Source organism: Pseudomonas sp. FP2300 (assembly GCF_030687595.1).
GTDB lineage: Bacteria > Pseudomonadota > Gammaproteobacteria > Pseudomonadales > Pseudomonadaceae > Aquipseudomonas > Aquipseudomonas bijieensis.
The window spans coordinates 1,083,882-1,108,717 of sequence record NZ_CP117440.1; the positions used below are offsets into that span (position 1 = coordinate 1,083,882).

The 24,836-nt window shown below is 62.7% G+C and carries 23 protein-coding genes; 14 read left to right on the top strand and 9 right to left on the bottom strand.

All coding sequences use genetic code 11. From position 1 onward, the window contains the following. Positions 1-154 precede the first annotated feature (154 nt). From gatB to gatC, 3 genes are read right to left on the bottom strand one after another with little or no spacing between them, the layout of a single operon-like run. Positions 155-1,600 (bottom strand): Asp-tRNA(Asn)/Glu-tRNA(Gln) amidotransferase subunit GatB, encoded by a 1,446-nt coding sequence (gene gatB, locus PSH86_RS04600; protein ID WP_109753535.1) that lies wholly within the window; start codon positions 1,598-1,600, stop codon positions 155-157. 10 nt (positions 1,601-1,610) lie between these two features. Further along, positions 1,611-3,062 (bottom strand): Asp-tRNA(Asn)/Glu-tRNA(Gln) amidotransferase subunit GatA, encoded by a 1,452-nt coding sequence (gatA, locus tag PSH86_RS04605; RefSeq protein ID WP_109753536.1) that lies wholly within the window; start codon positions 3,060-3,062, stop codon positions 1,611-1,613. Between the two features lie 16 nt (positions 3,063-3,078). Next, entirely contained in the window at positions 3,079-3,366 is a 288-nt protein-coding gene (gene gatC / locus PSH86_RS04610; RefSeq protein WP_003197816.1) for an Asp-tRNA(Asn)/Glu-tRNA(Gln) amidotransferase subunit GatC, read from the bottom strand. Between the two features lie 214 nt (positions 3,367-3,580). Between gatC and mreB the strand changes: the two genes are divergently transcribed. From mreB to tldD, 8 genes are all read left to right on the top strand, one after another. Then, complete coding sequence (gene mreB, locus PSH86_RS04615) at positions 3,581-4,618, top strand: rod shape-determining protein MreB (protein ID WP_002555108.1); 1,038 nt, start codon at positions 3,581-3,583, stop codon at positions 4,616-4,618. Between the two features lie 188 nt (positions 4,619-4,806). Beyond that, positions 4,807-5,889, top strand: a complete 1,083-nt coding sequence (gene mreC / locus PSH86_RS04620; RefSeq protein ID WP_370873797.1) for a rod shape-determining protein MreC — start codon at positions 4,807-4,809, stop codon at positions 5,887-5,889. After that, complete coding sequence (mreD, locus tag PSH86_RS04625; RefSeq protein ID WP_003197820.1) at positions 5,886-6,374, top strand: rod shape-determining protein MreD; 489 nt, start codon at positions 5,886-5,888, stop codon at positions 6,372-6,374. Before mreC ends, mreD begins: the two co-directional genes overlap by 4 nt. 37 nt (positions 6,375-6,411) lie before the next feature. Beyond that, on the top strand, positions 6,412-7,008 hold the full coding sequence (locus PSH86_RS04630; protein ID WP_249015975.1) for a nucleoside triphosphate pyrophosphatase: 597 nt from the start codon (positions 6,412-6,414) through the stop codon (positions 7,006-7,008). Between the two features lie 55 nt (positions 7,009-7,063). After that, entirely contained in the window at positions 7,064-8,521 is a 1,458-nt protein-coding gene (gene rng, locus PSH86_RS04635; protein WP_018613976.1) for a ribonuclease G, read from the top strand. 60 nt (positions 8,522-8,581) lie between these two features. Beyond that, the gene (locus PSH86_RS04640) at positions 8,582-12,385 is read left to right on the top strand and encodes a YhdP family protein (protein WP_305488186.1); all 3,804 of its coding nucleotides are present in this window, start codon (positions 8,582-8,584) and stop codon (positions 12,383-12,385) included. Positions 12,386-12,546: 161 nt separating this feature from the next. Then, a complete protein-coding gene (locus PSH86_RS04645; RefSeq protein WP_109753540.1) occupies positions 12,547-13,410 on the top strand; it encodes a carbon-nitrogen hydrolase family protein in 864 nt (287 codons plus the stop codon). 5 nt (positions 13,411-13,415) lie between these two features. Next, positions 13,416-14,858, top strand: a complete 1,443-nt coding sequence (gene tldD / locus PSH86_RS04650; RefSeq protein WP_072341241.1) for a metalloprotease TldD — start codon at positions 13,416-13,418, stop codon at positions 14,856-14,858. Between the two features lie 91 nt (positions 14,859-14,949). On the opposite strand, the gene yjgA is transcribed toward tldD, so the two are convergent. Beyond that, positions 14,950-15,474 (bottom strand): ribosome biogenesis factor YjgA, encoded by a 525-nt coding sequence (gene yjgA, locus PSH86_RS04655; RefSeq protein ID WP_003197830.1) that lies wholly within the window; start codon positions 15,472-15,474, stop codon positions 14,950-14,952. Between the two features lie 108 nt (positions 15,475-15,582). Here yjgA and pmbA point away from each other — a divergent pair, with 108 nt between their 5' ends. The 6 genes from pmbA to PSH86_RS04685 all read left to right on the top strand — a co-directional run bounded on the left by pmbA (position 15,583) and on the right by PSH86_RS04685 (position 20,957). Beyond that, positions 15,583-16,929: a metalloprotease PmbA gene (pmbA, locus tag PSH86_RS04660; protein WP_163855304.1), complete on the top strand. Its 1,347-nt coding sequence runs from the start codon at positions 15,583-15,585 to the stop codon at positions 16,927-16,929. A 259-nt stretch (positions 16,930-17,188) separates the two neighbouring features. Continuing rightward, complete coding sequence (locus PSH86_RS04665) at positions 17,189-17,584, top strand: FagA protein (RefSeq protein ID WP_109753544.1); 396 nt, start codon at positions 17,189-17,191, stop codon at positions 17,582-17,584. Further along, positions 17,577-18,953 (top strand): aspartate ammonia-lyase, encoded by a 1,377-nt coding sequence (locus tag PSH86_RS04670; protein ID WP_305488193.1) that lies wholly within the window; start codon positions 17,577-17,579, stop codon positions 18,951-18,953. The genes PSH86_RS04665 and PSH86_RS04670 overlap by 8 nt, the downstream gene beginning before the upstream one ends. A 27-nt stretch (positions 18,954-18,980) precedes the next feature. Then, complete coding sequence (locus tag PSH86_RS04675) at positions 18,981-19,421, top strand: hypothetical protein (protein ID WP_163855302.1); 441 nt, start codon at positions 18,981-18,983, stop codon at positions 19,419-19,421. A 2-nt stretch (positions 19,422-19,423) separates the two neighbouring features. Continuing rightward, the gene (locus PSH86_RS04680; protein WP_163855300.1) at positions 19,424-20,047 is read left to right on the top strand and encodes a superoxide dismutase; all 624 of its coding nucleotides are present in this window, start codon (positions 19,424-19,426) and stop codon (positions 20,045-20,047) included. A 19-nt stretch (positions 20,048-20,066) separates the two neighbouring features. After that, positions 20,067-20,957, top strand: coding sequence for a ZIP family metal transporter (locus PSH86_RS04685; protein WP_163855298.1), 891 nt, complete (start codon positions 20,067-20,069; stop codon positions 20,955-20,957). Between the two features lie 231 nt (positions 20,958-21,188). Here PSH86_RS04685 and PSH86_RS04690 read toward each other — a convergent pair whose 3' ends face one another. From PSH86_RS04690 to PSH86_RS04710, 5 genes are all read right to left on the bottom strand, one after another. Further along, positions 21,189-21,464 (bottom strand): HPr family phosphocarrier protein, encoded by a 276-nt coding sequence (locus tag PSH86_RS04690; protein WP_109753549.1) that lies wholly within the window; start codon positions 21,462-21,464, stop codon positions 21,189-21,191. A 15-nt stretch (positions 21,465-21,479) separates the two neighbouring features. Further along, a complete protein-coding gene (gene rapZ, locus PSH86_RS04695) occupies positions 21,480-22,337 on the bottom strand; it encodes an RNase adapter RapZ (protein ID WP_018613998.1) in 858 nt (285 codons plus the stop codon). Positions 22,338-22,339: 2 nt separating this feature from the next. Further along, a complete protein-coding gene (gene ptsN / locus PSH86_RS04700) occupies positions 22,340-22,804 on the bottom strand; it encodes a PTS IIA-like nitrogen regulatory protein PtsN (protein ID WP_109753550.1) in 465 nt (154 codons plus the stop codon). A 12-nt stretch (positions 22,805-22,816) separates the two neighbouring features. After that, positions 22,817-23,125 carry a ribosome hibernation-promoting factor, HPF/YfiA family gene (hpf, locus tag PSH86_RS04705; RefSeq protein ID WP_003178005.1) on the bottom strand — a complete coding sequence of 103 codons (309 nt, stop codon included), beginning with the start codon at positions 23,123-23,125 and terminating at the stop codon, positions 22,817-22,819. Positions 23,126-23,201: 76 nt separating this feature from the next. Further along, entirely contained in the window at positions 23,202-24,695 is a 1,494-nt protein-coding gene (locus tag PSH86_RS04710; protein ID WP_109753551.1) for an RNA polymerase factor sigma-54, read from the bottom strand. Between the last annotated feature and the right edge of the window lie 141 nt (positions 24,696-24,836).

Consider the following 24,836-nt stretch of genomic DNA (forward strand, 5'->3'; position numbering starts at 1 on the left):
TGGAATGCATTGTGGCGAGGGAGCTTGCTCCCGCTGGGGCGCGCAGCGGCCCCCATTTCCGCTGCCGGATTGAGGGGCTGCTGCGCAGCCCAGCGGGAGCAAGCTCCCTCGCCACAGGTGTCCGAGCCAGATACCGGTACTGGCTCCATGGCTATCAGCCCTCGAGCTTGCTTTTGAGCAGTTCGTTGACCTGCTGCGGGTTGGCCTTGCCCTTGGAGGCTTTCATGGCCTGGCCGACGAAGAAGCCGAACATCTTGCCGCGCTTGGCTTCGTCTGCCGCACGGTACTGTTCGACCTGCTCGGCGTTGGCCGCGAGCATTTCATCGAGCACGGCGCTGATCGCACCGGTGTCGGTGACTTGCTTCAGGCCGCGCTTCTCGATGATCTCGTCGGCGCTGCCTTCACCATTGGCCATGGCTTCGAAGACCATCTTGGCGATCTTGCCGGAGATGGTGTTGTCCTTGATCCGCAGCAGCATGCCGCCCAATTGCTCGGCCGAGACCGGCGACTGGTCGATTTCCAGGCCCTGCTTGTTCAACAGGCTGCCCAGCTCCACCATCACCCAGTTGGCCGCCAGCTTGGCGTCGCCGCCGATGCTCACGACTTTCTCGAAGTAATCGGCCTGTTCGCGGCTGGTGGCCAGGACGTTGGCGTCATAGCTCGACAGCCCGAACTGCGCCTGGAAGCGCTCGCGTTTCTGCGGTGGCAGCTCCGGCAGGGTGGCGCGTACATCATTGAGGAACGAGTCCTCGATGACCACCGGCAGCAGGTCCGGATCGGGGAAGTATCGGTAGTCGTTGGCTTCTTCCTTGCTGCGCATCGGACGGGTCTCGTCCTTGTTCGGGTCGTACAGACGGGTCTGCTGGATGACCTTGCCGCCGTCCTCGATCAGTTCGATCTGGCGCTGGATCTCGCTGTTGATCGCCTTCTCGATGAAGCGGAACGAGTTGACGTTCTTGATCTCGCAGCGGGTGCCGAACTCGGCCTGGCCCTTGGGGCGGATCGACACGTTGCAGTCGCAGCGCAGCGAGCCTTCGGCCATGTTGCCGTCGCAGATACCCAGGTAACGCACCAGCGCGTGGATCGCCTTGACGTAGGCCACGGCCTCCTTGGCGCTGCGCATGTCCGGCTCGGAGACGATTTCCAGCAGCGGCGTGCCGGCACGGTTCAGGTCGATGCCGGTGGCGCCGTTGAATTCTTCGTGCAGGCTCTTGCCGGCGTCTTCTTCCAGGTGCGCCCGGGTGATGCCGACGCGCTTGACCGTGCCGTCTTCCAGGGCGATGTCCAGGTGGCCCTTGCCAACGATCGGCAGTTCCATCTGGCTGATCTGGTAGCCCTTGGGCAGGTCCGGGTAGAAGTAGTTCTTGCGGGCGAACACGTTGTGCTGGCCGATCTCGGCGTCAATCGCCAGGCCGAACATCACCGCCATGCGCACCGCTTCGGCGTTGAGCACCGGCAGCACGCCGGGCATGCCCAGGTCGACCAGGCTGGCCTGGGTGTTGGGCTCGGAGCCGAACGTGGTGGAGCTACCGGAAAAGATTTTCGACCGGGTGGTGAGCTGGGTATGAATCTCCAGCCCGATCACGACTTCCCATTGCATGTGTTTCTCCTCAGAAGCCGGTTGGGGTGCGGGTGTGCCAGTCAGTGTTCAGCTGATACTGATGGGCAACGTTCAACAGGCGGCCTTCCTGGAAATACGGCGCGAGCAGCTGTACGCCCACCGGCAGGCCATCGACGAAGCCGGCCGGCATGGACAGGCCCGGCAAGCCGGCGAGGTTGGCGGTGATGGTGTAGACGTCTTCCAGGTACTCGGCGACCGGGTCGCTGTTCTTGGCGCCGAGTTTCCAGGCCGGGTTCGGCGTGGTCGGGCCGAGGATGATGTCGACTTCGTTGAAGGCGGCCATGAAGTCGTTCTTCACCAGGCGGCGGATTTTCTGCGCCTTGAGGTAGTAGGCATCGTAGTAGCCAGCGGACAGCGCGTAGGCGCCGACCATGATCCGGCGCTGCACTTCGGCGCCGAAGCCTTCGCCGCGGGAACGCTTGTACAGGTCGATCAGGTTTTCCGGGTTCTCGCAGCGATAGCCGAAGCGCACGCCGTCGAAGCGCGACAGGTTCGAGGACGCTTCCGCCGGGGCGATCACGTAGTACGCGGGAATTGCGTGCTGCATGTTCGGCAGGCTGATTTCCTTGATGACCGCGCCGAGCTTCTCCAGCGCCTTGACGCTGTTGTGCACCAGCTCGGCGATGCGCGGGTCGAGACCGGCGCTGAAGTATTCCTTCGGTACGCCGATGCGCAGGCCTTGCAGCGAGCCGTTTAGGCTGGCGCTGTAGTCCGGCACCGGTTCATCGATGCTGGTGGAGTCGTTCGGGTCGAAGCCAGCCATGCCTTGCAGCAGGATCGCGCAGTCTTCGGCAGTGCGCGCCAGCGGGCCACCCTGGTCGAGGCTGGAGGCGTAGGCGATCATGCCCCAGCGCGAGACGCGGCCGTAGGTGGGCTTGAGGCCTGTGAGGTTGGTGAACGCCGCTGGTTGGCGAATCGAGCCGCCGGTGTCGGTGGCGGTAGCGGCTGGCAGCAGGCGCGCGGCCACGGCGGCGGCCGAACCGCCGGACGAACCGCCCGGTACGTGTTCCCGGTTCCACGGGTTCTTGACCGCGCCGTAGTAGCTCGACTCGTTGGCCGAGCCCATGGCGAATTCGTCCATGTTGGTCTTGCCCAGGGTCACGGTGCCGGCGGCGGCCAGCTTGGCGACCACGGTGGCGTCGTACGGTGCCTTGAAGTTGTCGAGCATCTTCGAGCCGCAACTGGTACGGATGCCCTGGGTGCAGAACAGGTCTTTATGGGCGATCGGCGCACCGAGCAGGGCGCCGCTCTCACCGTTGGCGCGCCGGGCGTCGGCGGCCTTGGCCTGGCCCAGGGCCAGCTCTTCGGTGAGGCTGATGAAGCTGTTGAGCTGCGGGTCGAGCTGGGCGATGCGCGCCAGCAGGACCTTGGTCAGTTCTTCGGAGGAAAACTTCTTGTCGGCGAGTCCGCGGGCGATCTCGGCCAGGGTCATGTGATGCATGAGAGGCTCTTTCCCTTTAGTCGATGACTTTCGGAACCAGGTACAGGCCGTTTTCGACCGCTGGTGCGATGGACTGGTAGGCCTCGCGGTGATTGGACTCGGTCACGACGTCGGCGCGCAGGCGCTGGCTGGCTTCCAGTGGGTGAGCCAGTGGTTCGATGCCGTCGGTATTGACCGCCTGCATCTCGTCGACCAGCCCCAGAATGCTGTTCAGGGCAGAAGTGATGTGTGGAAGATCGGCTTCATTGAGGCCCAGACAGGCCAGATGAGCGATTTTTTCCACGTCGGAGCGTTCAAGCGCCATGGGATTCTCCAGTGGAAAACAAAACGGACGCAGTCTGTCCGTGTGTTAGATTGTCGGAACACTACCGCATTTCTACGGCCTTACGGCCGCGATTGTGGGGTTTGGTGCACAGAAAAGCGGCCAATTTAACATATTGGCGCCTTGCCCAAAATCCCTGTCGTTGTTAGAGTTTGCCGCACTTTTTTACCCACGCGTTGCCTAGGGTCCCTTTCCCATGTTCAAGAAACTGCGTGGCATGTTTTCCAGCGATCTCTCCATTGACCTGGGCACTGCCAACACCCTTATTTACGTGCGCGAGCGCGGTATCGTCCTGAATGAACCCTCGGTCGTGGCCATCCGCACCCACGGTAACCAGAAGAGCGTCGTGGCTGTCGGCACCGAAGCCAAGCGCATGCTGGGCCGTACACCGGGCAACATCGCGGCCATTCGTCCGATGAAAGACGGCGTGATCGCCGACTTCAGCGTCTGCGAAAAGATGCTGCAGTACTTCATCAACAAGGTTCACGAAAACAGCTTCCTGCAGCCCAGCCCTCGCGTGCTGATCTGCGTTCCATGCAAGTCCACCCAGGTAGAGCGTCGGGCTATCCGTGAGTCGGCCCTCGGTGCCGGTGCCCGTGAAGTGTTCCTGATCGAAGAACCCATGGCCGCTGCCATCGGTGCCGGTCTGCCGGTGGAAGAAGCCCGTGGCTCGATGGTCGTTGACATCGGTGGCGGTACCACTGAAATCGCGCTGATCTCCCTCAACGGTGTGGTCTATGCCGAATCCGTGCGTGTGGGCGGCGACCGTTTCGACGAAGCGATCATCACTTATGTGCGTCGCAACTACGGCAGCCTGATCGGCGAATCCACCGCCGAGCGTATCAAGCAGGAAATCGGCACGGCCTACCCGGGCGGTGAAGTGCGTGAAGTCGACGTACGCGGCCGTAACCTGGCCGAAGGCGTTCCACGGGCCTTTACCCTCAACTCCAACGAAGTGCTCGAAGCGCTGCAAGAGTCGTTGGCGACCATCGTCCAGGCCGTCAAGAGCGCCCTGGAACAGTCGCCGCCGGAGCTGGCATCGGATATCGCCGAGCGCGGCCTGGTGCTGACCGGTGGTGGCGCACTGCTGCGTGACCTCGACAAACTGCTGGCCCAGGAAACCGGCCTGCCGGTGATCGTGGCCGAAGACCCGTTGACCTGCGTTGCCCGCGGCGGTGGCCGTGCATTGGAAATGATGGACAAGCACACCATGGACCTGCTCTCCAGCGAATAAGTTGGCTGGATCGTCTATGTTGTTCGCTCCCGGGCAGCACTTTGCAGTGCTGCCCGTTGGCGTTTATCTTCTGTCATTCGTATCCAGGCCGGTTTGATGCCGTATGAATAAAGAAAACATTTGCCTGGGAGGAGCGGCCTATTAAACCGCTTTTCGCCAAAGGCCCCTCATTGGGTGTGCGCCTGTTGGTGCTGACCGTGCTATCGGTCGCGCTGATGGTGGTCGATGCCCGTTTCACGGTGCTCAAGCCAGTGCGCAGCCAGATGTCGCTGGTGTTGATGGAATCCTACTGGATCACCGATCTGCCGCAGCGGTTGTGGCAAGGTGTGGCCAGTCAGTTTGGCAGCCGGACCGAGCTGGTCGCCGAAAACGAAAAACTCAAGACCGAAAACCTGCTGTTGCAGGGACGCATGCAGAAGCTGGCGGCCCTCACCGAGCAGAACGTTCGGCTGCGCGAGTTGCTCAACTCTTCCGCGCTGGTCAACGAGAAGGTCGAAGTGGCCGAGTTGATCGGCATGGACCCCAACCCCTTCACCCACCGCATCCTGATCAACAAGGGCGAGCGTGACGGTGTGGTCCTCGGCCAGCCGGTGCTCGATGCCCGTGGCCTGATGGGCCAGGTGGTGGAGTTGATGCCTTATACCTCCCGCGTCCTGTTGCTGACCGATACCACCCACAGCATTCCGGTGCAGGTCAACCGCAACGGCCTGCGGGCGATCGCCAGCGGCACCGGCAACCCGGAACGCCTGGAGCTGCGGCACGTGGCCGATACCGCCGACATCAAGGAAGGCGACCTGCTGGTCAGCTCCGGCCTTGGCCAGCGCTTCCCGGCTGGGTATCCGGTGGCGACGGTCAAGGAAGTCATTCATGACTCCGGCCAGCCGTTCGCCATCGTGCGCGCGGTGCCGACGGCGGCCCTGAATCGCAGCCGCTATCTGCTGCTGGTCTTCAGCGACAACCGCACCCCGGAAGAGCGGGCCAACGATGCCGCCGCGGCCCAGGAAGCCCAGGACCGGCAGGGCGGTGAGTCGGCTGCCCAGGCGCCAGCAGTTCCGGCGCCAGTCCCTGCCACCGTGCCAAAACCACAAGCGCCTGCATCGGCTGCACCGGCACCCGCACCCGCGCCGGCCGCTGCACCGGCTACGCCCGCTGCGAAACCGACCCGTTCGAGCACTCACGCGCCGGCGTCCCAGCCTGCCCGGCCCGCCGCCAAGCCGCCAGCCTCCACGCCGGACACCGCGCCAGCCACCAGGGGAGCACGAGAAGAATGAGCAGTACCCAATCCGGTAACGGCTGGATGGTCTGGCTGACCTTCGCCATCGGCCTGTTGCTCAGCGTTTCGCCGCTGCCGCAGTTCATGGAAATCCTGCGCCCACTGTGGCTGGCCCTGTTGCTGGCCTTCTGGGCACTGGCCTTGCCGCACAAGGTCGGCATGGTCACCGCCTGGTGTCTGGGCCTGGCCGAGGATGTGCTCTATGGCACGCTGCTGGGGCAGAATGCGCTGATCCTGACGCTGATCACCTTCCTGGTGCTGTCGCTGCAACAACGCCTGCGGATGTTCCCCATGTGGCAACAGTGCCTGGTGATCCTGGTGATCTTTGGCCTGGCGCAACTGGTGCAATTGTGGCTCAGCGCGTTGACCGGCAATCGCCAGCCGACCCTGGCGCTGGTGCTGCCAGCCCTGGTCAGTGCCTTGCTCTGGCCATGGGTGAGCTTCGGTTTGCGTGGCCTGCGCCTGCGTTTCAAAATCAACTGATTCGGTCAGGCATTGGCCTTGATAGGGAGATGTCTTGATGAAGCCGCTTTACCTCGCCTCTGGCTCGCCGCGTCGGCGTGAGCTGCTCACGCAGATCGGCGTACCGTTTACCGCCGTCAGCGCGGACATCGACGAAACTCCCCTGGCTCACGAAACCCCATCGGCCTATGTCGAGCGCCTGGCGCGCGGCAAGGCCGAGGCTGGGCGACGGGCCCTGCGCGCCGATGTGGATGGCTGCGTGCTGGGCGCCGACACCGCCGTGGTGCTGGATGGGCAGATTCTCGGCAAGCCACTGGACCAGGCCGACGCCATGACGATGCTCTTGAGCCTGTCCGGTCGCGAACATGAAGTACTGACCGCCATCGCCATACTGGATGGGCAGCATTGCGAATCTCGCGTGGTGCGCAGCCTGGTGCGCTTTCGTTCGATCACGGAGCAGGAAGCGGCGGCCTACTGGGCCAGTGGCGAACCCCGGGACAAGGCCGGCGGCTATGGCATCCAGGGTTTGGGGGCGGTTTTTGTCGCCGGGCTTGAGGGCAGTTATTCGGCCGTGGTCGGCCTGCCGCTGTGCGAAACCGCAGAACTACTGGGCCATTTCGGCATACCCTGTTGGCAAACCTTGAGCGCGCGCTGAGCGCCGTCTGACTGATGCGGCCATAATCGTGAACATGCCTGAACGAGACCCTGCCATGAGTGAAGAGATCCTGATCAACATCACGCCGATGGAATCGCGCGTGGCGGTGGTTGAAAACGGTGTGCTGCAAGAGGTCCACGTCGAGCGCACGCAAAAGCGTGGCATCGTCGGCAATATCTATAAAGGCAAGGTGGTGCGGGTGCTGCCGGGCATGCAGGCAGCCTTCGTCGATATAGGCCTGGACCGCGCGGCGTTCATCCATGCGTCGGAAATTTCCATGCGCGAAGGGCCGGCCGTGGAGAGCATCAGCGCGCTGGTCCATGAAGGCCAGAGCCTGGTGGTGCAGGTCACCAAGGATCCCATCGGCTCCAAGGGCGCGCGCCTGACCACGCAACTGTCGATTCCGTCGCGCTACCTGGTGTACATGCCGCGCACCGCCCACGTCGGCATTTCCCTGAAAATCGAAGACGAAGCCGAGCGCGAGCGCCTCAAGCAGGTGGTCAGCGACTGCGTGGAAAAAGAAGGCATCAAGGAAGCCGGTGGTTTCATCCTGCGTACCGCCGCCGAAGGGGCCGGGGCCGATGAAATCCTCATGGACATCCGCTATCTGCGCAGGCTCTGGGACCAGATCGCCGCGCAGATCAAGACCATCGCCACCCCCAGCGTGATCTACGAAGACCTGGGCCTGGCGCTACGTACGCTGCGGGATCTGGTCAGCCCCAAGATCGAGAAAATTCGCATCGACTCCCGGGAAACCTTCCAGAAAACCACCCAGTTCGTCGCCGAGCTGATGCCGGAAATCGCCGACCGCCTCGAGCATTACCCTGGCGAGCGACCGATTTTCGATCTGTATGGCGTCGAAGATGAAATCCAGAAAGCCCTGGAACGCAAGGTGCCGCTCAAGTCCGGCGGTTACCTGGTGGTCGATCCGGCCGAAGCCATGAGCACCATCGACGTCAACACCGGGGCGTTCGTCGGCCATCGCAACCTGGAAGAAACCATCTTCAAGACCAACCTGGAAGCCGCCACCGCTATCGCCCGGCAACTGCGCCTGCGTAACCTGGGCGGGATCATCATCATCGACTTCATCGACATGGAAGATGAAGAGCACCAGCGCCAGGTGCTGCGGACCCTGGAAAAACAACTCGAACGCGATCACGCCAAGACCAACATCATCGGGATCACCGAGTTGGGCCTGGTGCAGATGACCCGCAAGCGCACCCGCGAAAGCCTTGAGCAGGTGCTGTGCGAACCGTGCAGCAGTTGCCAGGGCCGCGGCAAGCTCAAGACTCCGGAAACCGTGTGTTACGAAATCTTCCGCGAAATCCTCCGGGAGGCGCGCGCCTACCAGGCGACCGGCTATAGAGTGTTGGCCAACCAGAAAGTGGTCGATCGCCTGCTCGACGAGGAGTCAGGTAATGTCGCGGAGTTGGAAGCATTTATCGGGCGCACGATTCGCTTCCAGGTGGAAACCATGTATTCCCAGGAACAATACGACGTGGTGTTGCTCTGAAGAGCTTGGGAAGCGGCGGGCCCGCGGATTTGATTGTCTTTGCCAGGGGAGCCCACTGACATGGAGCGTCTGACACGCATGATGGCGACGCTGACCCGTTGGGGGCTGGGTCTGTGCGCGCTGCTGTTGGTGCTGCTGGCGTTGTACGTCAGCCTCGGTCGCGAGCTGGTCCCGCTGGTAGCCGAATACCGTGCCGAGGTCGAGACCCGGGCCGGCGCAGCCCTGGGCATGCCCGTGCACATCGGCAGCCTCGACGGTAGCTGGAGCGGCCTGGCGCCGATCCTGGCGGCGCGCGACGTGGTGGTTGGCGAAGGCCCCAACGCCCTGCACCTGGACCAGGTGCGGGCCGTACCTGACCTGTGGGACAGCCTGTTGGCACGTCAGGTGCGCATCGCCCACCTGGAAGTCAGCGGTCTGAAGATCAGCCTCAAGGAGAGCGCCGACGGCAAGTGGGCCCTGGAAGGCTTGCCGGTGCAGGGCGACCAGCCCCTCGATCCGCAGCAAATGCTCGAACGCATGCAAATGGTTTCCAAGCTCTCGGTGCTCGATAGCCAGGTGACCTTGCAACCCGTCGAGCAACCACCGCTGACCCTGACCTACGTCGGCTTGAGCCTGCGCATCGGCGCCACCCGCCAGCGCCTGGATGCCCGCCTGACCCTGCCGGACGGCCAGCCGGTGGCGATCAACCTGCGTACCCGCCTGCGTGCCAGCGACTGGAAGAATGGTCAGGCCGATGCCTACTTGAGCCTGCCGCAAAGCGACTGGTCCAAATGGCTGCCGAAACGCCTGACCCAGCAATGGAATTTCTCCCAGATCAAGGCCGGCGGTGAGTTCTGGCTCAGTTGGGGCGAGGGCACGGTGCAAAGCGCGGCCATGCGCTTGAACGCACCGCAGCTCCAGGGCGCCTACGGCGAACGCAAGCCTGTGCAGATCCACAACCTGGCCCTCAACGGCTATTTCCAGCGCGGCAGCCAAGGGTTCACCGCAACCTTCGATTCCCTGGCGATGAACCTGGGCGAGACCCGCTGGGAATCGCGCCTGCAGCTGCAACAGAGTGCCGCCACCGAAAAGACCGAGGAGCGCTGGCATCTGCAGGCCGACCGCCTCGACTTGACCCCGCTCACGCCTTTGCTCAATGCCCTGGCACCGCTGCCCGAGGGCCTGGCGACGACCATTGACCGTCTCAAGGTCACCGGTGGCCTGCGCAACGTGTTGCTGGACTACCGGCCGCAGAACACCGGTGACCAGAAAATCAGCTTCGCCACCAACCTGGACACCGTGGGCTTTGATGCCTATCGCGGTGCTCCGGCGGCGCGCAACGTCTCCGGGAGCTTGAGCGGTGACCTGGGCGGCGGCGAGCTGCGCATGGACAGCAAGGATTTTTCCCTGCACCTGGACCCGATCTTCGCCAAGCCCTGGCAGTACCTGCAGGCCAACGCCCGGCTGACCTGGAAGCTCGACAAGCAAGGATTCACCCTGATCGCGCCGTATCTGAAGGTGCTGGGCGAGGAGGGCCGGATTGCCGGCGACTTCCTGATCCGCCTGCATTTCGACCACAGCCAGGAAGACTACATGGACCTGCGGGTCGGCCTGGTGGACGGTGACGGACGCTACACCGCCAAGTACCTGCCGGCGGTCCTCAGCCCGGCGCTGGATGAGTGGCTGCGCACGGCCATCGTCAAGGGCGCGGTGGACGAGGGCTTTTTCCAGTACCAAGGCTCGCTGAATAAAGGTGCCGGGGACGCGGACCGCAGCATCAGCCTGTTTTTCAAGGTGCATGACGCCGAGCTGGCGTTCCAGCCGGGCTGGCCTTCGGTCAGCAAGGTCAGCGGCGATGTCTTCGTCGAAGACAGCGGCGTGCGCATCTTCGCCAGCCAAGGGCAACTGCTCGATACCCAGGTCAAGGATGTGTCGGTGAACATTCCCCATGTGCCGACCGGGCAGAGTTCTCATCTGCTGCTGGACGGCGGGTTCGCCGGAGGGCTGGGCGACGGCCTGAAAATCCTCCAGACGGCACCGATCGGGACCGCCGAGACGTTCGCCGGCTGGGAAGGCGAGGGCGACCTGCAAGGCAGCGTGAAGCTCGATATCCCGCTGGTCAAAGGCGAGCAACCGAAGATCCTGGTGGACTTCGCCACCGACAAGGCCCGCCTCAAGCTCAGCGAACCGGCGTTGGAGCTGACTCAGCTCAAGGGCGATTTCCGCTTCGACAGCAACAAGGGCTTGAGCGGCAAGGGCATCAGCGCCCGGGCATTCGACCGGCCTGTGACCGCGCAGATTTTCGCTGAGGGCCGTGCCGGCGCGCTCAATACACGGGTCGCTGCGTCCGGGCAGGTGGAGATCAAGAAACTCAGCAGTTGGCTGAATGTCACCCAGCCGTTGCCGGTATCCGGTGTCGTGCCCTACCAGTTGCAAGTAATCCTCGACGGTGCCGACAGCCAGTTGTCGGTCAGTTCCAACCTCAAGGGCGTGGCCGTCGACCTGCCGGCACCTTTTGGCATGGCCGCCGATGTCGGGCGTGACACGGTGTTTCGCATGACCCTGCAAGGGCCGGAGCGGCGTTATTGGGTCGATTATGGCGACCTGGCCAGCTTCACTTACGCTGCACCGAGCGGGAAAATCGCCGACGGTCGCGGCGAGTTGTTGCTGGGTGCCGGTGATGCGGTCCTGCCTGGGGCCAAGGGGTTGCGACTGCGCGGCAAACTGTCGGAACTGGACGTAAGCCCGTGGCAGGACCTGGTGAACAAGTACGCCGGTCAGGATCCGGGCGGCAGCGCCAAGCAACTGCTCAGCAGCGTCGATCTGAGCGTCGGCAAGCTCACGGCCATGGGCACCACCCTGGACCAGGCGTCGGTGCAACTGGACCGCAAGCCGGACGCCTGGGCCTTGCGCCTCGACAGCCAGCAGGCCAAGGGCAACGTCAGCCTGCCGGATGCGAAGGCCGCCCCGATTGGTATCAAGCTTGATTATGTTCGCCTGCCAGCCACGGACCCGACGGTCCAGGCGGATGAAAACGCACCGGACCCGTTGGCGTCGGTCGATCCCGGGAAAATCCCGGCCATGGATATTGCCATCGACCAATTGTTCCAGGGCCCCGATCTTATCGGTGCGTGGTCGTTGAAAGTGCGCCCGACCGCCAAGGGCATCGCGCTGAACAATCTGGACATGGGCCTCAAGGGCATGGTGTTGAACGGCAGTGGCGGCTGGGAAGGCGTGCCCGGTTCCACCAGCAGTTGGTACAAGGGCCGTATCAGCGGCAAGAACCTGGGCGATGTGCTCAAGGGCTGGGGCTTTGCCCCGAGCGTGACCAGCCAGGAATTCCGCCTGGATGTCGATGGTCGCTGGCCCGGTTCGCCGGCGTGGGTTGCCACCAAGCGCTTTTCCGGCAGCCTCGACGCGTCGCTGAGCAAGGGCCAGTTCGTCGAAGTCGAAGGCAGCGCCCAGGCGTTGCGGGTATTTGGCCTGCTGAACTTCAACTCCATCGGCCGACGCTTGCGCCTGGACTTCTCCGACCTGTTCGGCAAGGGCTTGAGCTACGATCGGGTCAAGGGGCTGCTGGTGGCGAGCGACGGTGTATACGTAACCCGCGAACCCATTACCCTGACCGGGCCGTCGAGCAACCTGGAACTCAACGGCACGCTGGACATGGTGGCCGACCGGGTCGACGCCAAGCTGCTGGTGACGCTGCCGGTGACCAACAACCTGCCGATCGCCGCGCTGATCGTTGGCGCACCGGCGGTGGGTGGGGCGCTGTTTCTGATCGACAAACTGATCGGTGACCGCGTCGCGCGATTTGCCAGCGTAAGATACGACGTCAAGGGGCCGTGGAAAGAGCCGAAGATCACCTTCGACAAGCCGTTCTGACAGTTCGACGCCAACCCCCTTGTGGGAGCGGGCCTGTGGGAGAAAAGCTTGCTCGCGATTGCGGTGTATCAACCAGCCTATATGTTGGATGTACCTGCCTCATCGCGAGCAAGCTTTGCTCCCACACCCGCCTTGGGCGAGGATAAAATTGGGGATGCACCATGCCAGTCGCAGTGATTCAAATGGTCAGCCAGAGCGATGTGCTCGCCAACCTGGCGCGTGCCCGAGTGTTGCTGGAGCAGGCCGCCGCCGGCGGCGCGAGGCTGGCAGTGCTGCCCGAGAATTTTGCCGCGATGGGGCGCCGGGACATCGCCGAGATCGGTCGTGCCGAAGCCTTTGGTCAGGGACCGATCCTGCCCTGGTTGAAACAGGTCGCCCGTGACCTCAAGTTATGGATTGTGGCCGGCACGTTGCCGTTACCGCCGGTGGATCAGCCCGAGGCCAGGTCCCATGCCTGTTCGTTGCTGGTGGACGACCAAGGCCAGATCGTCGCGCGCTACGACAAGTTGCACCTGTTCGATGTGGATGTGGCGGACAATCGCGGGCGCTATCGCGAGTCGGATGACTATGCTTATGGTGCCAACGTGGTGGTTGCCGATACTCCAGTGGGGCGGGTGGGCCTGACGGTCTGTTATGACTTGCGGTTCCCGGAGCTCTACAGCGAGCTGCGAGCTGCCGGGGCCGAGCTGATCACGGCGCCCTCGGCGTTCACCGCGGTGACTGGCGCCGCCCATTGGGACGTGCTGATCCGCGCCCGGGCGATCGAGACCCAGTGCTATGTGCTGGCGGCTGCCCAGGGCGGCCTGCATCCGGGGCCACGGGAAACCTTTGGCCATGCCGCGATTGTCGACCCGTGGGGCCGCGTGCTGGCACAACAGGATCAAGGCGAGGCCGTGCTGCTGGCCGAGCGCGACAACAATGAACAGGCGTCCATCCGGGCGCGCATGCCGGTGGCTAGCCATCGGCGCTTTTTCTCGCAGGGCGCTCGACAGCGACCTGTCCAAGACGACGAATTCAAGGCGTAAATCATATGAGCGGGTTGTTGTCCTCAGTCAGTGAACACCTTTTAGCCCCCGGCGGCGTAACCCTCGAAAGCCTGCAAGGCGTGCTGGGCGACCTGGCCGGCCCGGGCATCGATGCCGCCGACCTGTATTTCCAGGGGCAGATCTCCGAGTCCTGGTCGCTGGAAGACGGCATCGTCAAGGAAGGCAGTTTCAACCTTGACCAGGGCGTGGGCGTGCGCGCCCAGTCCGGGGAAAAGACCGGTTTTGCCTATAGCAACGCCATCACCCTCGAAGCCCTCGGTGCGGCTGCCCGTGCGGCCCGCTCGATCTCCCGGGCCGGGCAGAATGGCACGGTCCAGGCGTTCAGCAGCCAGGACGTGGCGCAGTTGTATGCGCCGGACAACCCGCTGGAAGTCATGAGCCGCGCCGAAAAAGTCGAGTTGCTCAAGCGCATCGACGTCGCGACCCGGGCCCTCGACCCGCGCATCCAGCAAGTGACGGTGAGCATGGCCGGGGTCTGGGAACGGATCCTCGTGGCCTCCACCGACGGCGGCCTGGCGGCGGACGTGCGGCCCCTGGTGCGGTTCAACGTCAGCGTGATCGTCGAGCAGAACGGTCGTCGTGAGCGTGGCGGCCATGGCGGCGGTGGACGCACCGACTACCGTTATTTCCTCAGCGAAGACCGCGCCATGGGTTACGCCCGCGAAGCGCTGCGCCAGGCGCTGGTCAACCTGGAGGCGATCCCGGCCCCGGCCGGTACATTGCCGGTGGTATTGGGTTCCGGCTGGTCCGGCGTGCTCCTGCACGAAGCGGTGGGGCACGGCCTGGAAGGCGATTTCAACCGCAAGGGCAGCTCGGCCTACAGCGGGCGCATGGGTGAAATGGTCGCCTCGAAACTCTGCACCATTGTCGATGACGGCACCCTGGCCGGACGTCGCGGTTCCCTGAGCGTCGATGACGAAGGCACGCCGACCGAGTGCACCACGCTGATCGAGAACGGCGTGCTCAAGGGCTACATGCAAGACAAGCTCAACGCCCGCCTGATGGGCGTGGCCCGTACCGGCAACGGTCGCCGCGAATCCTACGCGCACCTGCCGATGCCGCGCATGACCAACACCTACATGCTGGGTGGCCAAAGCGATCCGGCGGAAATCATTGCCTCGGTGAAAAAAGGCATCTATTGCGCCAACCTCGGCGGTGGCCAAGTGGACATCACCAGCGGCAAGTTCGTGTTCTCCACCAGCGAGGCCTACCTGATCGAGGACGGCAAGATCACCGCGCCGGTCAAGGGCGCGACCCTGATCGGCAATGGGCCGGAGGCGATGAGCAAGGTGTCGATGGTCGGTAACGACCTGGCGCTGGACAGTGGCGTGGGGACGTGTGGCAAGGATGGGCAATCGGTGCCGGTAGGCGTCGGCCAACCGACCCTGAAGATCGATGCGATTACCGTGGGTGGCACGGGCGCATGAAAATGCTCAGGGGCTTGCGCGAGTCATCGTGGCGAGGGAGCAAGCTCCCTCGCCACGGAAACCTCTTGCAGGAGGGTAAAGCTGTTAGTGATCAGCGCAAGCCGCGTTGAGTCTCGTCCAGCTCACGGATGTATTTGAAGATTTTACGGCTCGAGGCTGGTGGCTTGTTTTGCGCCAGTTCGTGCTGGGCCTGACGGATCAGGGAGCGCAATTGCTGGCGATCGGCCTCCGGGTAGTCGATGACGAATTTTTCCAGCACACCGTCATCGCCGGCGATCAAGCGATCGCGCCAGCGTTCCAGGTTATGGAAGCGTTCGTTGTACTGCCGGGTGGAGGCATCGAGTTGATCGAGCAGAACCAGGATGGCGTCAGTGTCCTGATCGCGCATCAGTTTGCCGATGAATTGCAGGTGCCGTTTACGCGCGATATTCGCGGTGTGCTTGGGCGCATCGGCCAGGGCCCGGCGCAAGGCGTCGGTCAAAGGCAGTTTGGCCAGCAAGTCAGGCTTGAGTGTTGTCAGGCGCTCGCCGAGGTCAACCAGAGCATGCAGCTCGCGTTTGACCTGGGATTTGCTTTTTTCACCCTCGTAGAGGGAGTCGTCGTAAGAATCAACCATGGTGGCAGTCCGCAAAGAAACGCCGCCATGATAACCAGTCGGGGGCCGCTTGTCCGGCCCGGTCGCTCGAAGACCATTACCGAGAGCAGAATTTGAGTGGAGAACACCATGAGTGCAGTTCAGAGCGTCGGCCCGCAAGCATTGCCGGCACTGCAGGAACAAGTCGAGCAGATCCTTGCCGAAGCCAAGCGACAGGGCGCCAGTGCCTGTGAGGTGGCGGTGTCCCTGGAGCAGGGGCTGTCGACCTCGGTGCGCCAGCGCGAGGTGGAAACCGTCGAATTCAATCGCGACCAGGGCTTTGGCATCACCTTGTACGTGGGCCAGCGCAAGGGCTCGGCCAGCACCTCGGCCAGCGGTCCGGAGGCCATTCGTGAAACCGTCGCCGCGGCACTGGCGATTGCCAAGCACACCTCCGAAGACGAAGCCTCGGGCCTGGCCGACGCCGCACTGATGTGCAAGGAACAGCGAGACTTCGACCTGTTCCACGCCTGGGACATCACCCCTGAACAGGCCATCGAGCAGGCACTGCGCTGCGAAGCGGCGGCATTCGATGCCGACTCGCGGATCAAGAACGCCGACGGCACGACGCTCAATACTCACCAGGGCTGCCGGGTCTACGGTAACAGCCACGGCTTCATCGGCGGTTATGCGTCGACCCGCCACAGCCTCAGTTGCGTCATGATCGCCGAAGCCGACGGCCAGATGCAGCGCGATTACTGGTATGACGTGAACCGCCAGGGCACCCTGCTGGCGGACCCGGTAAGCATCGGCCAGAAAGCCGCGCAACGGGCAGCCAGCCGCCTGGGCGCGCGGCCGGTGCCGACCTGCGAAGTGCCGGTGCTGTTTGCCGCCGAGCTGGCCGGTGGCTTGTTTGGCAGCTTTCTGTCGGCGGTGTCCGGCGGCAACCTGTACCGCAAATCGTCGTTCCTCGAGGGCGCCCTGGGTCAGAAACTGTTTCCGGAATGGATGACCATCGACGAACGTCCGCACCTGATGCAGGCCATGGGCAGTTCGGCGTTCGACGGCGATGGCCTGGCCACCTACGCCAAGCCGTTCGTGGAAAACGGCGAGCTGGTGTCCTACATCCTCGGCACCTATTCGGGCCGCAAGCTTGGCATGCCGAGCACGGCCAATGCCGGTGGCGTGCATAACCTGTTCGTGACCCATGGCGAAGAAGACCAGGCGGCCTTGCTGCGACGCATGGGGCGTGGCCTGCTGGTGACCGAACTGATGGGCCACGGCCTGAACATGGTCACCGGGGACTATTCCCGTGGCGCGGCGGGTTTCTGGGTCGAGAATGGCGAGATCCAGTTCCCGGTCCAGGAAGTGACCATCGCCGGGAACATGCGCGATATGTTCAAGCAGATCCTGGCCGTGGGCAACGACCTGGAACTGCGCAGCAACATCCGCACGGGCTCGGTGCTGATCGAGCGGATGATGGTGGCGGGTAGCTGATACTCATCCCATAGAAAAAGGCGCGTCATCCGCTGGGTGACGCGCCTTTTTTGTATCCGCAGATCCTGTGGCGGGCGTGCTTTTGTGGCGAGGGAGCTTGCTCCCGCTGGGCCGCGAAGCGACCCCAAGCTATTGCGGTCGCTGCGCAACCGAGCGGGAGCAAGCTCCCTCGCCACGATGAATTTGTGCGGTCTCATGGTTGTGTTGCTTCTTATTATCATATAATAATGAATCTCATTCGCCGAGCGAGCCCCCGGTCATGAGTTCTGCCCTGCACGAACAACCCTACCTTGAAAGCTGGCGCTGGATGAGTCGCCAGATCCGTTGCGCGCTGAACCCCGACGAGCCGCGGCTGATCGAGCACTACCTGGCTGAGGGCCGCTATCTGGCCTGCTGCACCACGACATCGCCGTGGATGATCTCCGAAACCGCCTTGCGCTTGTTGCTCGACACCGCCTCCGACGTCGCGCTGCCCTGGCATTGGCGCAATCTCTGCCTCGACCAGGCCTGGCGCCCCTTGCGCGACCTCGAACGACAATCACTGTGCCGCTGCCGCCTCGAGCGCTGGCAGCGCCATGCCTGGGCGCTGGCGACCTGCGCCCTGGAGCCGTCGATTTCTCTTATTGAACTGGTGCAAGGATCTCCCGATGAGTAATACCCGTATCGAACGCGACAGCATGGGCGAACTGCAAGTCCCGGTGGACGCCCTCTACGGTGCACAGACCCAGCGTGCCGTGGATAACTTCCCGGTCAGCGGTCAGCGTATGCCGGCGCAGTTCATCCGCGCCCTGATCCTGGCCAAGGCGGCGGCCGCCCGGGCCAACGTAGAGCTGGAGCAAATCAGTCCAGCCCAGGGCAAGGCCATCGTCGATGCGTCCCTGGGGCTGCTCGAAGGCCGGTTCATGGACCATTTTCCGGTGGACATCTTCCAGACCGGCTCCGGCACCAGCTCCAACATGAACGCCAACGAAGTGATCGCCACCCTCGCCAGTCGCCTGCTGGGAGAAGTGATCAATCCGAACGACCACGTCAATTGCGGCCAGAGCAGCAACGACATCATCCCCACCAGCATTCATGTCAGCGCTGCGCTGGCCTTGCATGAGCAGTTGCTGCCGGCGCTGTTGCACCTGGTGCAGGTGATCGAGCGCAAGGCCGAACAGGTCCACCCGTTCATCAAGACCGGTCGCACCCACCTGATGGATGCCATGCCGGTGCGCCTGAGCCAGGTGCTAGACGGTTGGGCGCAGCAGCTCAAGGCCAATATCGGTCACTTGCAGGATTTGCTGCCGAGCCTGCAATCCCTGGCCCAGGGCGGCACGGCGGTCGGTACCGGGGTCAACGCCCCTCCACGCTTCGCCGAACTGTTCAGCCAACAACTGACGCAATTGACCCAGGTGCAATTCACCCCGGGCAAGAACCTGTTCGCGCTGATCGGTTCCCAGGACACCGCTGTTGCGGTTTCCGGGCAGCTCAAGACCACCGCCGTGTCGCTGATGAAAATCGCCAACGACCTGCGCTGGATGAATTCCGGACCGTTGGCGGGCCTGGGGGAGATCGAACTCGAAGGCCTGCAGCCGGGTTCCTCGATCATGCCCGGCAAGGTCAATCCGGTGATTCCGGAGGCAACCGCGATGGTTGCGGCCCAGGTGATCGGCAACGACACGGTGATCACTATCGCCGGTCAATCGGGCAACTTCGAATTGAACGTGATGCTGCCGATCATTGCCCAGAACCTGCTGAGCAGCATCGCCCTGATGTCCACCGCCAGCCGCTTGCTGGCGGACAAGGCCATCGCCACATTCAAGGTCAACGAGGCCAGGCTCAAGGAAGCGTTGTCACGCAACCCGATCCTGGTGACCGCCCTGAATCCGATCATCGGTTACCAGAAGGCCGCTGAAATCGCCAAGAAGGCTTACCAGCAAGGCCGGCCGGTCATCGATGTCGCCCTGGAACACACCGACCTGACACGCAGCGAACTCGAAGTCCTGCTGGACCCGGAGAAGCTCACCGCCGGCGGCGTGTAATCCCGACACCTGTGTGGAGGACTCATCATGGAACACTGGAAACGTACGATCGAACGGGCCAATCGCTGTTTCATGCAGGGTGAGCTGGTAGATGCCCGCGAAGCCTACCTGCAAGCCCTGGCCCTGGCACAGGTGCTGTTCGAGCGCTGGGCGGATGCCGACGAAGCCGTGGCCGCCTGCGTCGTCTCCCACCACAACCTGGCGGACCTGCACTTGCGCCTGAACCAGCCGGAGGAGAGCGCCGAGTACTTGTGTGCGATCCACCAACGGTTGTTGCAGACGATCCAGGACGAACGCCTGGCGCCGGCCCTGCGCGCCGCCGCGCTGCGCCAGAGCCACAAGACCTATGTCGAACTGCTGAGTTTCATCAGCGAGCACGGTGAATACCCTCGCACCCAGCGCCTGCTGCACTGCAACGCCGCCAAGCCCCGGCAGCGCAATGCCCCTCTTCACCATGGAGTTCATTGAAAATGGCTTTTACCTTGCCTGCATTGCCCTACGCCTACGACGCCCTGGAACCGCACATCGATGCGCAAACCATGGAGATCCACTACACCAAGCATCACCAGACCTATATCAATAACCTCAACGCGGCGGTGGACGGCACTGAATACGCCGGGTGGCCCATCGAAAAGCTGGTGTCCAGCGTGGAACAGTTGCCGCCAAGCCTGCGGGCTGCGGTGATCAACCAGGGCGGTGGTCATGCCAACCATTCGTTGTTCTGGGAAGTGATGACGCCTCAGGGCGGCGGTCAGCCCGAGGGCGCCCTGGCGGCGGCGATCGAGGCGCAACTGGGCGGTATCGAGCGTTTCAAGGAAGCCTTCACCAAAGCGGCGCTGACCCGTTTCGGCAGCGGCTGGGCCTGGTTGAGCGTGACTGCGCAAAAGACCCTGGTGGTAGAAAGCAGCGGCAACCAGGACAGCCCGCTGATGAACGGCAACACACCGATTCTTGGCCTGGACGTCTGGGAGCACGCCTATTACCTGCGCTACCAGAACCGTCGTCCGGAATACATCAGCGCCTTCTACAACGTGATCAACTGGCCTGAGGTCGCCCGGCGCTACCAGGCTGCGCTGGCTACGAGCCCTTCCTGAAAATAACCCAAGGCTGACTATGGATACTCAAACACTGGCGATTGGAAGCGGACGGATGTTCCGCTATGCCTTGGGATCGTTGTTGCTGTTGGCCGGGATGACGTTGTTGGCGGCGCAGGGCCTGGCATGGCTGGACCTGGAGCCAAGGCTGTTGCGTGCGCTCGAGGGCGGCGGGCTGTGCGCCTTGGGCACCGCGCTGGGGGCCGTGCCGGTGTTGGTCATCCGGCGCATGCCCCAGGCCGTCAGCGATTTGTTGCTGGGCTTCGGTGCCGGGGTGATGCTCGCCGCCACGGCATTTTCGCTGATTGTGCCGGGCATTGCGGCGGCCGAGCAGTTGGGGCTAACCCCTTGGGCCGCCAGCGGTCTCATCAGTTTCGGCATTCTATTGGGCGCGTTCGGGCTGTACCTGGTGGACCGCAAGGTCTCGGCCAGCCCCGAAAGGTTTGTCGCGGTATCAGGACGGCCGATCATTGCGCCGAGGATATGGTTATTCGTGTTTGCCATCATCGCCCACAACATTCCCGAGGGCATGGCGGTGGGTGTGTCGGCGGGTGGCGGTATGCCGGATGCCGACAGCCTGGCGATGGGTATCGCCTTGCAGGATGTACCCGAGGGGCTGGTGATCGCCCTGGTGCTGGCTGCGGCGGGAATGTCGCGGGTCAAGGCATTTCTGATTGGCGCGGCGTCAGGGCTGGTCGAGCCAGCGTTCGCGCTGCTGTGCGCCTGGTTGGTGAGCCTGGCCGAGATGCTCTTGCCCTTGGGGCTGGCGTTGGCAGCCGGGGCGATGCTCTTGGTGGTGACTCACGAGGTCATTCCCGAATCCCGTCGCAATGGCCACGAGAAACTGGCGTGCCTGGGGCTGTTGGTGGGGTTTTGTTTGATGATGGTGCTGGATACGGCGTTGGCGTGATGCAGGTCTGCGGGGGAGTGAGCTTTTTGTGGCAAGGGCGCTTTCATGACAAGGGGGCTTTTGTGGCGAGGGAGCTTGCTCCCGCTGGGCTGCGAAGCGGCCCCATGTTTTTATCACAGCGACACGGCGAAACAGAGGTTTACGACTGCTTCGCAGCCGAGCGGGAGCAAGCTCCCTCGCCACAAAGGCTAGCTCTGTCCACACAACAAGCTCGCCCTGAGCTTGGGTCGGTTACTCGCCTTCGTCGAAGTACCTGTTGATCAAGTCCACCAGGGCATCCATCGCTTCTTGCGCTTGTTCCCCTTCAGTGCTCAGGTGGATCTTGGTGCCCTTGCCGGCGGCGAGCATCATCATCGCCATGATGCTTTTACCGTCGACCGCCGTCTCGGGTGTGCGGCCAACCCTGATGGTGGTGTCCTGGAACTGGCCGGCAACCCCGACGAACTTGGCCGACGCTCGGGCATGCAAACCCAGCTTGTTGATGATTTCAATTTCCCGAGCAGGCATCGCGATGTGAATCCTTTAGCTGAGGTCGCGGTGGCGAACCTGGACATTCTTCAGGGATTGTTGCAGGAGTTGACCCAGGCGTTCGGTCAGGTAGACGGAGCGGTGATGGCCGCCGGTGCAACCGATGGCGATCGTGACATAGGCCCGGTTGCTCGCGGCAAAGCGGGGCAGCCATTTGAGCAGGTAGCTGGAGATGTCCTGGTACATTTCCTCGACATCCGGCTGTGCGGCCAGGTAGTCGATCACCGGCTGGTCGAGCCCGGACTGCTCGCGCAATTCCGGTTTCCAATAAGGGTTGGGCAGGCAGCGCACATCGAATACCAGGTCGGCGTCTACTGGCATGCCACGCTTGAAGCCGAACGACTCCACCAGGAACGCCGTGCCCGGCTCCGGCTGGTTGAGCAGGCGCAGCTTGATCGTGTCGCGCAACTGATACAGGTTCAGGTGCGTGGTGTTGACCTTCAGGTCCGCCAGGTCGGCGATTGGCCCCAACAGCTGGCTTTCATCCTCGATGGCTTCGGCCAGGGAGCGGTTGGCATTGCTCAGCGGATGGCGCCGACGGGTTTCGGAAAAGCGCTTGAGCAGTGTCTCTTCATCGGCATCCAGGTACAGCACGTCGCACTGGATATGCCGGCTGCGCACTTCCTCGAGCAGTTCAGGAAAACGCGACAGGTGGCTTGGCAGGTTGCGCGCATCGATGGACACCGCCACCAGCGGCTGCGCCAGCTCGGTGTGGATCAGGGCGCGCTCGGCCAGTTCCGGCAGCAGGCCGGCGGGCAGGTTGTCGATGCAATAGTAGCCGCTGTCCTCAAGCACATTGAGGGCAGTGCTTTTACCGGAGCCGGAGCGGCCACTGACGATGATCATGCGCATTTTTAATGACCGTTCTGCTCGTCCAGGACCACCTGGTACAAAGCTTCGTTACTCGGTGCGCTGCGCAGTTTTTCGCGCACTTCCTTGCGGTCCAGCATGCTGGCAATCTGGCGCAGCAGCTCGAGGTGCGCATCGGTCGCCGCTTCCGGTACCAGCAATACAAACAGCAGGTCGACCGGGGCGCCGTCGATGGCGTCGAAATCTATGGCGGCTTCAAGGTGCAGCAGTGCGCTGATCGGTGCGGCACAACCCTTGAGGCGGCAGTGGGGAATGGCGATACCGTTGCCAAAACCGGTGGAACCGAGTTTTTCACGGGCAACCAGGGCCTCGAAGACGTCCTGCATTTCCAGATCCGGCACTTCGCGGTGGATCAGGTTGGCAATTTGTTCGAGGGCTTTCTTTTTACTGCCACCCGGCGCGTTCACCAGGGAACGGCCGGGGGTCAGGATGGATTCTAGTCGGATCATGGATTGGGGGGGTTAACGACCGGTTGCGCCCTGGAGGAGGCTCTGGGTCTTTTCCTTATGCTTTTTGAGTTGGCGATCCAGCTTGTCGGTCAGCAGGTCAATCGCGGCATACATGTCTGTGTGCTCTGCGTTGGCAACCACTTCTCCGCCGGGGATATGCAGCGTGGCTTCGATTTTCTGCAGCAGCTTCTCGACGTTCATCGTGACCTGCACGTTGGTGATCTTGTCGAAATGCCTCTCCAATCGGTCGAGTTTTTCGCCGATGTAGGTGCGCAGGGGTTCGGTCACTTCCAGTTGGTGTCCACTGATGTTGACTTGCATACAGCTTCTCCTTCGTTGCCAGTGCATAAAGCGGCAGGCAGAAATGCCTGCCACTGGAACGCTGTGGCGTGGCCCGTTACATCAACCGCTTGCGTTCGCTCGAAGGCGCGATCCCGAGGGATTCGCGGTATTTGGCGACGGTGCGGCGGGCCACCTGAATGCCTTGTGCCTCCAGTAAACCAGCGATCTTGCTGTCACTCAACGGCTTTTTCTGATTTTCCGCGGCCACCAGTTTTTTGATGATCGCGCGGATGGCCGTGGACGAGCATTCGCCGCCTTCGGAGGTGCTGACGTGGCTGGAGAAAAAGTATTTCAATTCATAGATGCCCCGAGGGGTATGCATGAATTTCTGGGTGGTTACCCGGGAAATCGTCGACTCGTGCATGCCCACTGCCTCGGCAATGTCATGCAGGACCAGCGGTTTCATCGCTTCGTCGCCATACTCCAGGAAGCCGCGCTGATGCTCGACGATCTGGGTGGCCACTTTCATCAGGGTTTCGTTGCGGCTTTGCAGGCTCTTGATGAACCAGCGCGCTTCCTGCAACTGGTTGCGCATGAAGGTGTTGTCGGCGCTGGTGTCGGCGCGTTTCACGAATCCGGCGTACTGGGCGTTGACCCGCAGCTTGGGCACCGACTCCTGGTTGAGCTCCACCAGCCAGCGATCGTTGTGCTTGCGCACGATCACGTCGGGGACCACGTATTCGGGTTCGGTGGATTCGATCTGCGAGCCGGGGCGTGGGTTGAGGCTCTGCACCAGTTCGATGACCTGGCGCAGCTCATCTTCCTTGAGCTTCATGCGACGCATCAGTTGGCTGTAGTCGCGGCCACCCAGCAGGTCGATGTAATCGGTGACCAGTCGCTTGGCTTCGGTCAGCCAGGGTGTCTTGGCGGACAACTGGCGCAGTTGCAGCAACAGGCACTCGCCCAGGTTGCGGGCGCCGATGCCGGCTGGCTCGAACTGCTGGATGCGATGCAGGACAGCTTCGATCTCGTCCAGCTCGATGTCGAGCTCGGGGTCGAAGGCTTCGAGGATTTCCTCGAGGGTCTCGTCCAGGTAGCCCTGGTTGTTGATGCAATCGATCAGGGTCACGGCGATCAGGCGATCGGTGTCGGACATCGGCGCCAGGTTCAGTTGCCACAGCAGGTGGCTTTGCAGGCTCTCGCCGGCCGAGGTGCGGGTGGTGAAGTCCCACTCGTCGTCATCGCTGCTCGGCAGGTTGCTGGCGCTGGTCTGGTAGACGTCTTCCCAGGCCGTGTCCACGGGTAGTTCGTTGGGGATGCGTTCGTTCCATTCGCCATCCTCGAGGTTATCCACCGTCGGGGCGGCTTCCTGGTAGGACGGTTCCGGGATTTCGGTGTTGGTCTTCTGCTCGACGTTGTCGGCCAGCGGATCGGTGTTGTCGAAGTCGTCGCCTTCTTCCTGGCGTTCGAGCATCGGATTGGACTCCAGGGCCTCCTGGATTTCCTGTTGCAGGTCCAGGGTCGACAATTGGAGCAGGCGGATGGCCTGTTGCAGCTGCGGTGTCATCGTCAGCTGCTGGCCCATTCTCAAGACTAGCGATGGTTTCATGGCAGGGGCTTAACACCTTATTCGCCGGCGCACATGCGCCATCCACTACAGGGCGCCGAGGCGCCAAACTTAAGCAAATTATATGCCTGAAACTGAAGTGTTTGCCTAGAGCGTCGCCATAATAAAATTAAACGACGCTCG

Excerpts from the sequence above, each read along its gene's own strand:
- gatB (WP_109753535.1), bottom strand. The coding sequence starts at position 1,600 with ATGCAATGGGAAGTCGTGATCGGGCTGGAGATTCATACCCAGCTCACC.
- gatA (WP_109753536.1), bottom strand. The coding sequence starts at position 3,062 with ATGCATCACATGACCCTGGCCGAGATCGCCCGCGGACTCGCCGACAAG.
- gatC (WP_003197816.1), bottom strand. The coding sequence starts at position 3,366 with ATGGCGCTTGAACGCTCCGACGTGGAAAAAATCGCTCATCTGGCCTGT.
- mreB (WP_002555108.1), top strand. The coding sequence starts at position 3,581 with ATGTTCAAGAAACTGCGTGGCATGTTTTCCAGCGATCTCTCCATTGAC.
- mreD (WP_003197820.1), top strand. The coding sequence starts at position 5,886 with ATGAGCAGTACCCAATCCGGTAACGGCTGGATGGTCTGGCTGACCTTC.
- PSH86_RS04630 (WP_249015975.1), top strand. The coding sequence starts at position 6,412 with ATGAAGCCGCTTTACCTCGCCTCTGGCTCGCCGCGTCGGCGTGAGCTG.
- rng (WP_018613976.1), top strand. The coding sequence starts at position 7,064 with ATGAGTGAAGAGATCCTGATCAACATCACGCCGATGGAATCGCGCGTG.
- PSH86_RS04640 (WP_305488186.1), top strand. The coding sequence starts at position 8,582 with ATGGAGCGTCTGACACGCATGATGGCGACGCTGACCCGTTGGGGGCTG.
- PSH86_RS04645 (WP_109753540.1), top strand. The coding sequence starts at position 12,547 with ATGCCAGTCGCAGTGATTCAAATGGTCAGCCAGAGCGATGTGCTCGCC.
- tldD (WP_072341241.1), top strand. The coding sequence starts at position 13,416 with ATGAGCGGGTTGTTGTCCTCAGTCAGTGAACACCTTTTAGCCCCCGGC.
- yjgA (WP_003197830.1), bottom strand. The coding sequence starts at position 15,474 with ATGGTTGATTCTTACGACGACTCCCTCTACGAGGGTGAAAAAAGCAAA.
- pmbA (WP_163855304.1), top strand. The coding sequence starts at position 15,583 with ATGAGTGCAGTTCAGAGCGTCGGCCCGCAAGCATTGCCGGCACTGCAG.
- PSH86_RS04665 (WP_109753544.1), top strand. The coding sequence starts at position 17,189 with ATGAGTTCTGCCCTGCACGAACAACCCTACCTTGAAAGCTGGCGCTGG.
- PSH86_RS04670 (WP_305488193.1), top strand. The coding sequence starts at position 17,577 with ATGAGTAATACCCGTATCGAACGCGACAGCATGGGCGAACTGCAAGTC.
- PSH86_RS04675 (WP_163855302.1), top strand. The coding sequence starts at position 18,981 with ATGGAACACTGGAAACGTACGATCGAACGGGCCAATCGCTGTTTCATG.
- PSH86_RS04680 (WP_163855300.1), top strand. The coding sequence starts at position 19,424 with ATGGCTTTTACCTTGCCTGCATTGCCCTACGCCTACGACGCCCTGGAA.
- PSH86_RS04685 (WP_163855298.1), top strand. The coding sequence starts at position 20,067 with ATGGATACTCAAACACTGGCGATTGGAAGCGGACGGATGTTCCGCTAT.
- PSH86_RS04690 (WP_109753549.1), bottom strand. The coding sequence starts at position 21,464 with ATGCCTGCTCGGGAAATTGAAATCATCAACAAGCTGGGTTTGCATGCC.
- rapZ (WP_018613998.1), bottom strand. The coding sequence starts at position 22,337 with ATGCGCATGATCATCGTCAGTGGCCGCTCCGGCTCCGGTAAAAGCACT.
- ptsN (WP_109753550.1), bottom strand. The coding sequence starts at position 22,804 with ATGATCCGACTAGAATCCATCCTGACCCCCGGCCGTTCCCTGGTGAAC.
- hpf (WP_003178005.1), bottom strand. The coding sequence starts at position 23,125 with ATGCAAGTCAACATCAGTGGACACCAACTGGAAGTGACCGAACCCCTG.
- PSH86_RS04710 (WP_109753551.1), bottom strand. The coding sequence starts at position 24,695 with ATGAAACCATCGCTAGTCTTGAGAATGGGCCAGCAGCTGACGATGACA.